Annotated in this window: 3 protein-coding genes; 1 reads left to right on the top strand and 2 read right to left on the bottom strand. The window is 72.1% G+C overall.

The genetic code is table 11. From position 1 onward, the window contains the following. Window positions 1–72 precede the first annotated feature (72 nt). Complete coding sequence (locus ACFVIU_RS24305) at window positions 73–2,277, bottom strand: MMPL family transporter (RefSeq protein ID WP_385844990.1); 2,205 nt, start codon at window positions 2,275–2,277, stop codon at window positions 73–75. A gap of 116 nt (window positions 2,278–2,393) precedes the next feature. After that, window positions 2,394–2,996, bottom strand: coding sequence for a TetR/AcrR family transcriptional regulator (locus tag ACFVIU_RS24310; RefSeq protein WP_385844991.1), 603 nt, complete (start codon window positions 2,994–2,996; stop codon window positions 2,394–2,396). Window positions 2,997–3,166: 170 nt separating this feature from the next. Between ACFVIU_RS24310 and ACFVIU_RS24315 the strand changes: the two genes are divergently transcribed. Further along, a complete protein-coding gene (locus tag ACFVIU_RS24315; RefSeq protein WP_385844993.1) occupies window positions 3,167–6,505 on the top strand; it encodes a S41 family peptidase in 3,339 nt (1,112 codons plus the stop codon). The last annotated feature ends 115 nt before the right edge of the window (window positions 6,506–6,620 follow it).

Here is a 6,620-nt window from a genome sequence, read left to right on the forward strand (position 1 = left end):
TGCCCCGGGTGCAGTATCAACCCGATCCGTAACCCCGGCAGTCCCGCCGCGGGCCGGCTGTCGCAGAGGACGTCAGACCCGGGCCGGCTCCCGCTCGGGCTCCGCGCCGGACGGCGTGCGCAGTCCCTCGCCCTCGACGTCCACGTTGGGCAGCGCCCGGTCCAGCCACGTCGGCAGCCACCAGGCCCGCTTGCCGAGCAGGGCGAGCACCGCCGGGACGATGGCCATCCGGACGATGAACGCGTCGAAGAAGACGGCGATCGCGAGACCGAAGCCGATCATCTTGATCATCGCCTCGCTGGAGCCGATGAAGCCGGAGAAGACGGCGATCATGATGACGGCGGCGGCGGTGACGACCCGGGCGCCGTGCTTGAAGCCGGTCACCACCGCCTGGCTCGGCCGCTCCCCGTGGACGTACGCCTCCCGCATCCGGGTCACGAGGAAGACCTCGTAGTCCATCGCGAGACCGAAGACCACGCCCACCATGAAGATCGGCATCATCGACATGACGGGGCCGGTCTGCTCGACGTTCATCAGGCCGGACAGCCAGCCCCACTGGAAGACCGCGACGACCGCGCCGAGCGCCGCGAGCACGCTGAGCAGGAAGCCGAGGGCCGCCTTCAGCGGGACCAGGACCGAGCGGAAGACCACGATCAGCAGCAGGAAGGCGAGGCCGACCACGAGCGCCAGGTAGGGGATCAGGGCGTCGTTCAGCCGCTGCGAGACGTCGATGTTCATCGCGGTCGAACCGGTGACGAGCACCTCGGAGTCCGTGGTGCGGGCGATGTCCGCGCCCTTGTCCCGGATGGCGTGCACCAGGTCCTCGGTCGTCGCGGAGGACGGCTTGGACTTCGGTACGACGGTGATGATCGCGGTGTCGCCCGCCTTGTTGGGCGCGGCCGGGGTCACCGTGACGACGTCCTTCAGGCCCTTGATCGCGTCGCCGGCCTCGGTGAAGGCCGCCTTGGGGTCGGAGCTGCCCTTGGCGTCGACGACGACCATGAGCGGGCCGTTGAAGCCGGGTCCGAAGCCCTCGGAGAGCAGGTCGTACGCGCGGCGCTGGGTGGTGGAGACCGGCTGGGAGCCGTCGTCCGGGAGGCCCAGTTGCAGCGAGGCGGCCGGGAGCGCGGCCGCGCCGAGGCCGAGCACACCGAGGAGCAGCACGGCGACCGGGCGACGGACGACGAAGCCCGCCCAGCGGGTGCCCATGTTGGGCCGCCCCGGCTTCTTCGGGGTGCGGCCGCCACCGAGCAGCCTGCTCTTCTCACCGGCCGGCTTGACCCTGCGGCCCGCGTAGCCGAGCAGCGCCGGGATCATGGTCAGCGCGATCAGTACGGCGATGGCGACCGTGCCCGCCGCCGCGACGCCCATCTTCGTCAGCATCGGGATGTCGACCACGGACAGACCGACCAGGGCGATGACGACGGTCAGGCCGGCGAAGACCACCGCCGAACCCGCCGTACCGACGGCGCGGCCGGCCGCCTCCTCGCGGGCGCGGCCCTCGGCGAGTTCCGCGCGGTAGCGGGAGACGATGAACAGGGCGTAGTCGATGCCGACGGCGAGGCCGATCATCGTCGCCAGGGTGGAGGTGGTGGAGCCCAGGTCCAGCGCGCTGGCCAGCGCCGTGATCGAGGCGACGCCGATGCCGACGCCGACGATCGCGGTCAGCAGCGGCAGCCCGGCGGCCAGCAGGGAGCCGAAGGTGATGACGAGGACGACGGCGGCGATGCCGATGCCGATGACCTCGCTGGAGCCCGTCTCGGGCGTCGCGTTCAGCGCGTCGCCGCCGACCTCGACGGTCAGCCCGGCGTCCCGCGCGTCCTGTGCGGCCTTCTTCAGGGCGTCCCGCGAGGAGTCCTTGAGCTCCATGCCGGAGACCTTGTACTTCACCGAGGCGTAGGCGATCGTGCCGTTCCGGCTGACCGCGTGCCCGGTGTAGGGGTCGGCGACGGAGGCGACCTCGGCGCCGGTGCCCAGCTCCTTGACGGTCTTCTCCACGGCCGCCTTGTTGCCGGCGTCGGTCATCTTCTCGCCGCTGGGCGCCTTGAAGACGACCCGCGCGGTGGCGCCGTTGGCGCTCATCCCGGGGAAGCGCTGTTCCAGCAGGTCGAAGGCCTTCTGCGCCTCGGTGCCGGGGATGGAGAACGAGGTGTTGCCGGCGGCGGGTGCGCTGGCCGCACCGACGCCCGCGAGGGTCAGCAGCGCCACCCATATGAGGGCGACGACGTGCCGTCGCCGGAAGGCGAGCCGGCCCAGTTTGTAGAGGAATGTGGCCACGAGGGCGTACTCCCGGTCAGTCGTGGGTTTTCAGGGCAGGGGTGATCAGCCCGACGACGTGAGCGGATACGTCAGGTGGTGGGCTTGCCGGGGGGTTGCTGGGGAGAGACCTGTGGTCAGCCGGCGGGTACGCCGAGGGCGGGGAGGACCACGGCGTCGATGTAGGACTTCAGGAAGTCCTGGGTGGGCGGCAGGTCGTCGATGAGCGTGCGCGCGGTGAACGCGCCGATCATCATGTGCACCACGAACTGGAGCGCCGGCCGGTCCGCGGGGATCTCACCCCGGTCGACGGCCCGCTGCAACACGCGGCGGAACTCCGTCAGCTCGGGTTCGATGAGCTGCTCCCGGAACGCCTGGAGCAGGTCCGGGTTGGTGTGCGTGGCCATGGCCAGACCCCGCATCAGGGCGTTGTTCTGTTCCATGGTGCAGTCGTCCTCGCGCGTGACGAGGGCGTGGAGGTCGCCGCGCAGCGAACCGGTGTCGATGTCGGCGATGCCGCGCGGCTTGCTGTGCCGGATCGCCTTCGCCACCAGCTGGGCCTTGCCGCCCCACTGGCGGTAGAGCGTGGCCTTGCTGGACCGGGTGCGGGCCGCCACGGCGTCCATGGTGAGGACGTCGTAGCCGACCTCCCGGAGCAGGTCGAGGACGGCGTCGTACAGCTCGGCCTCGCGCTCGGGCGTGATCCGGCTGCGACGCCCCGTTGCGACGCTTTCGGTCATCCCGCTCGCCTCCCGTTCCGCCGCCTGCTTCCGCGTACGTCCATGAAGATACCGCGCCCGCCTAGCGAAACGAAACGGTTTCGTACGTGTGGTGGGTCACGAAGGTGAAGGACACATAAGCGGCGGTTCCACAAGTTGCCCGCCCCGGGTGGGCGGAAAAGCATGGGGAGGTGAGCTATCTGCGCCTTCCCCACCTCAGCGGCGACCTGCTGTGCTTCGTGGCCGAGGACGACCTCTGGCTGGCACCCCTCGACGCCCCGGGCCGCGCCTGGCGGCTCACCGTGGACCGCACCAAGACCGGTCACCCGCGCTTCTCCCCCGACGGCCGCCAGATCGCGTACACCACCTGGCGCAGCCTCGTCCCCGAGATCCATCTGGTCGGCATCGACGGCGGCCCCGCCCGGCAGCTGACCTACTGGGGCAACGCCGACACCCAGGTCTGCGGCTGGACACCGCCCGACGAGGACGGCAGCAGCGACATCCTGGCCGTCGCCTCCCACGGCCAGCCGTTCTCGTACTTCACCTGGGCCTACAAGGTGACCACCGACGGCGACCCCGGCCGCAAGCTGCCCTGGGGCCCGGTCTCCGACATCCAGGTCGCCGACGTCGACGGCCTGCACAAGACCCTGCTGCTCACCGGCACCCCACCGCACGAACCGGCCTCCTGGAAGCGTTACCGCGGCGGCGCCATGGGCCGGCTGTGGCTGCACGGACAGCGCCTGCTGCCCGACCTCCAGGGCCATCTGGCCTGCCCCATGTTCGTCGGCGGCCGGATCGCCTTCCTCTCCGACCACGAGGGCGTCGGAAACCTCTACTCCTGCGCGTACGACGGCTCCGACCTGCGCCGGCACACCGACCACGACTCCTTCTACGCCCGGCACGCCGCGAGCGACGGCACCCGGGTGGTCTACCAGTGCGCCGGCGACCTGTGGCTGGTGGACGACCTCTCCCCGGACGGCGCACCGCGCCGGCTCGACATCCGCCTCGCCGGGCCGCGCACCGGCCGCCGCCGCTACCAGGTGCCGGCCGCGCAGAACGTCGACGGCATCACCGTGGACGAGACCGGCCGGGCCAGCGCCGTCGTCGTACGCGGCAGCCTGCACTGGCTCACCCACCGCGACGGCCCCGCCCGTACGATCACCGACACGCCCGGCGTCCGGGTCCGGCTGCCGGAGATGCTGGGGTCCACCGGGCAGGTGGCGTATGTGACGGACGCCGAGGGCGAGGACGCCGTCGAGATCGCCCAGCTGCCCCGCGCGTCCGGCGACCGCCCGCCCCGCCGGGTGGCCTCCGGCGAGCTGGGCCGGGTCCTGGAGATGGTCTGCGACCCGCTCGGCGAACGCATCGCCATCGCCGCGCACGACGGCCGGCTGCTCCTGCTCGACGTGGGCGAGGAGACGGTCGACGTGGGCGAGGAGGCGGAGAGTGCCGTGACCGTCGGAGAGGGTGAGGAGGCGGTGAATGCGGGCGTCTCCGCGCCGGAACCGGCCGACGGGCGCGTCGTCGAGCTGATCCGCTCCGTCAACGGCCCGGTCCGCGACCTCGCCTTCTCCCCCGACGGCGCCTGGCTCACCTGGTCCCACCCCGGCATCGGCCGCTCCCTGCGCCAGATCAAGCTGGCCCGGATCAAGGACCGGCTGATCGTGGACGTGACCGACGGCCGCTTCGAGGACGAGAACCCCGTCTTCACCCGCGACGGCCGCTACCTGGCCTTCCTCTCCTGGCGCGGCTTCGACCCGGTGTACGACGTGCACACCGGCGACCTCTCCTTCCCGCTCGGCTGCCGCCCGTACCTGGTCCCGCTCAACTCGGCGACCCCCTCCCCCTTCGCCCTGAACCCCGAGGGCCGCCCGGCCGCCGGCGGCCTGGACCCGGCCGAGGACGAGGAGACCGGCGAGCACGGCACCGTGACCGTGGAGGTGGAGGGGCTGGCGAACCGGGTCACCCCGTTCCCGGTGATCGCCTCCAAGTACTCCGCGCTGTGTCCGGTCGCGGGCGGCGGCCTGGTCTGGCTGCGCTGGCCGATCTCCGGCGCGCTCGGCGAGACCTTCGCCAACCCGGCCGACATCAGCGGCCGCCCGACCCTGGAGTACTTCAACCTCACCAAGGCGAAGAAGTCCGAACTGGTCGACCACCTGGACTGGTTCGCGGTGAGCGGCGACGGCACCCGGCTGGTCGTCGTGGACGAGGGCGATCTGCGGGCCGTGCCGTCCACCGAGACGGGCGACAGCGACAGCACCGTCTGGATCGACCTGCGCCGCATCCTGCACGAGGTGGACCCGCCCGCCGAGTGGCGCCAGTCCTACGAGGAGGCCGGCCGGCTCATCCGCGCCTACTTCTGGGACCCGGGCATGTGCGGCATCGACTGGGCGGCGGTGCTCGACCAGTACCGCCCGCTGGTCGACCGCGTCGCCTCCCCCGACGAGTTCGCCGACCTGCTGCGCGAGGTGCTCGGCGAACTCGGCACCTCGCACGCCTATGTCACCGCCGCCCGGCGCAACGAGGGACCGCCCCACTACCAGCGCTGGCAGGGCCTGCTGGGCGCCAACCTGGTGTGCCGCGACGGCCGGTGGGTGGTCAAGCGCATCCTGCCCGGCGACTCCTCCGACTCCAGGGCCCGTTCGCCGCTGGCCGGCACGGGCATCCGCGAGGGCGCCGCGCTCACCCATGTCGACGGCCGCCCGGTGGACCCGCTGACCGGCCCCTACCCCCTCCTCGCCGGCTCCGGCGGTACGACCGTGGAGCTGACCTTCACGCCCCCCGAGGGCGAGCCCGGCGGGCCCCGGCGGGTCGCCGTCGTGCCGCTCGTCGACGAACGGCCGCTGCGCTACCAGGACTGGGTGGCCAAGCGCCGCGAGGTGGTCCGCGAGCTGAGCGGCGGCACGTGCGGCTACCTGCACATCCCCGACATGGGCGGCTCCGGCTGGGCCCAGTTCAACCGCGACGTGCGCATGGAGATGTCCCGGCCCGCGCTGATCGTGGACGTACGCGGCAACGCGGGCGGCCACATCAGCGAACTCGTCATCGAGAAACTCACCCGTACGATCCTCGGCTGGGACCTGACCCGCAACGCCCAGCCGGTCTCGTACGCCTCCAACGCGCCCCGGGGTCCGGTGGTCGCCCTGGCCGACGAGGCGACCTCCTCCGACGGCGACATGATCACCGCCGCCTTCCGGCTGCTGAAGCTCGGCCCGGTGGTCGGCCAGCGCACCTGGGGCGGCGTGGTCGGCATGACCGGCCGCCACCGCCTGGGCGACGGCACGGTGATCACCGTACCGATGAACGCGGCCTGGTTCGACGCCTACGGCTGGTCCGTCGAGAACCACGGCGTCATGCCCGACCTGGAGATCCTGCGCACCCCGCTGGACTGGGCCGAGGGCCGCCACGCCCAGCTGGACGACGCCGTGCAACTCGCCCTGGAACTGCTGGACTCCAACCCGCCGGCCGTCCCCCCGGACTACACCGACACCCCCAACCGGGCCCGCCCGAAGCTGCCGCCGAGGCAGTAGGGGACAAGGGGAGGGGGGGCCCCCGCACTGGGGGGGGGCCGTGTGCGGGCGCGGGCGCGCCCCGGGGGATAATTATGTGAGTGTGTGTGGTCGAGCGAGAGACTATCCCCCCCGG

This window comes from Streptomyces sp. NPDC127190 (assembly GCF_042672505.1).
GTDB lineage: Bacteria > Actinomycetota > Actinomycetes > Streptomycetales > Streptomycetaceae > Streptomyces.